Source organism: Nocardioides sp. P5_C9_2 (genome assembly GCF_054049555.1).
This window is the reverse complement of the sequence record NZ_JBFUMD010000577.1, coordinates 1-2,152: the sequence shown is the minus strand read 5'-3', so window position 1 is coordinate 2,152 and position 2,152 is coordinate 1. Positions and strand designations below refer to the sequence as shown.

The following is a 2,152-nucleotide window of genomic DNA, read 5'->3' as shown; positions in this document are numbered from 1 at the left end:
GGTTGTCGACGACGAAGAAGCCGAGGTCCTCCAGCTCCTTGGCCGCCGTGCTGCGCCCGGCGCCCGTCATGCCCGTCACGATGACCAGCTCGGCCGGCTGCGGATCCATCAGTCCTCCTCGATCTCGCCCGTGGCGGTGTTGATCCGCGGGCCACCAGTCTTGCGGGTGGCGGCCGCGCCGGCGACCGCCTCCTTGATCGATGCCGCGGTGCGGGGGCCGATGCCCGGCACCAGGGCGATCTCGTCGGGGTCTGCCTCACGGAGCTTCTTGAGGGAGCCGAAGTGCTTGAGCAGGGTCTTGCGACGGACCTCCCCGAGTCCCGGGACGTCGTCGAGCACGCTCTCCACCATCGTCTTGGAGCGTCGGGAGCGGTGGTGGGTGATCGCGAACCGGTGGGCCTCGTCGCGCACCCGCTGCAGGAGGTAGAGCCCCTCGCTGGTGCGCGYCATGATCACCGGGTCCTCCTCGTCGGGCAGCCACACCTCCTCGAGCCTCTTGGCCAGCCCGCACACCGGGATGTCGTCGATGCCGAGCTCGGTGAGGGCCTGCTGGGCCGCCGCCACCTGGGGCGGCCCGCCGTCGACGACGACCAGCCCGGGGGCGTAGGCGAACTYGCGGGGCCGTCCGGTCTCGGGGTCGACCAGCATCGGGCCCGAGTCGGTGCTGACGGCCTCCGAGCGCGCCTGCTCGTCGAGGAGCCGGCGGAACCGGCGCGTGATGACCTGGTGCATGTGGGCGACGTCGTTCTGGCCGACCTGCTCCGCGCCGTCCTCGCCCCTGATCACGAAGCGGCGGTACTCCCCCTTGCGCGGCAGCCCGTCCTCGAAGACCACCATCGAGGCCACCACCTCGGTGCCCTGGAGGTTGGAGACGTCGTAGCACTCGATGCGCAGCGGCACCTCGTCGAGCCCCAACGCCTTCTGGATCTCCTCCAGGGCGCGGTTGCGGGTGGTCAGGTCGCTGGCGCGCTTGGTCTTGTGCAGCGCGAGCGCCTGCGACGCGTTGCGCCCGACGGTCTCCTGCAGGTCCAGCTTGGCCCCGCGTTGCGGGACCCGGATGGCCACCCGGCTCCCCCGGATGTCGCTGAGCAGGTCCTCGAGCACCTCGGCGTCGGGCGGCAGGGCGGGCACCAGCACCTCCCGGGGGATCGAGGAGGCGTCGTCGTCGGCCGCCGCCCCACCGTAGAGCTGGAGCAGGAACTCCTGCACCAAACCCGCGGTGTCGCTGTCGTCGGAGCGGTCGGCGACCCAGCCGCGCTGGCCACGGATGCGACCGCCGCGCACGTAGAAGATCTGCACCGCCACCTCGAGCGGGTCCTCGGCGAGCGCGATGACGTCGGCGTCGGTGCCATCGCCGAGCACCACAGCCTGCTTCTCCAGCGCCTTGCGCATCGCGCCGAGGTCGTCGCGCAGCCGGGCGGCCTTCTCGAAGTCCATCGCCTCGGAGGCGGCGTACATCTCGCGCTCGATGCGGCGCACGAAGGCGTTGGTGTTGCCGGCCATGAAGTCGCAGAAGTCCTCGACGATGCGCCGGTGCTCCTCGGGGGTGACGTTGCCGACGCAGGGCGCCGCGCACTTGTCGATGTAGCCGAGCAGGCACGGGCGGCCGATCTGGCTGGAGCGCTTGAAGACACCGTTGCTGCACGAGCGCATCGGGAAGACCCGCAGCAGCAGGTCGACGGTCTCGCGGATGGCCCAGGCGTGGCCGTAGGGCCCGAAGTAGCGCGTGCCCTTGCGCTTGGCCCCGCGCCCCACCATCACGCGAGGGAACTCGTCGCCCAGGGTGACCGCCAGCCAGGGGTAGGACTTGTCGTCGCGGTACTTGACGTTGAAACGCGGGTCGAACTCCTTGATCCAGCTGTACTCCAGCTGGAGGGCCTCGACCTCGGTCTTGACCACGGTCCACTCGACGCTCGCGCCGGTGGTGACCATGCTGGCGGTGCGCGGGTGCAGGTTGCCGATGTCCTGGAAGTACGACGACAGGCGCGGGCGCAGGCTCTTGGCCTTGCCGACGTAGATCACCCGTCCCTTGGCATCACGGAACCGGTAGACCCCCGGGTCGGTCGGGATCGACCCGGGCGCGGGTCGATAGGTGCTGGGGGTGGCCACACGACAACCCTACGGGCGGCCGGGGACAGTCCCGGAGGGGTGG

Annotated in this window: 2 protein-coding genes; both read right to left on the bottom strand. The window is 70.7% G+C overall.

Annotated features, from left to right (window positions below; translation table 11 throughout):
• A partial coding sequence (locus ACXJKL_RS19840; protein ID WP_457208720.1) for an RNase adapter RapZ occupies positions 1-109 on the bottom strand: 109 nt, incomplete at its 3' end.
• On the bottom strand, positions 109-2,109 hold the full coding sequence (gene uvrC / locus ACXJKL_RS19835) for an excinuclease ABC subunit UvrC (RefSeq protein WP_457208719.1): 2,001 nt from the start codon (positions 2,107-2,109) through the stop codon (positions 109-111). The genes uvrC and ACXJKL_RS19840, both read right to left, overlap by 1 nt.
• Between the last annotated feature and the right edge of the window lie 43 nt (positions 2,110-2,152).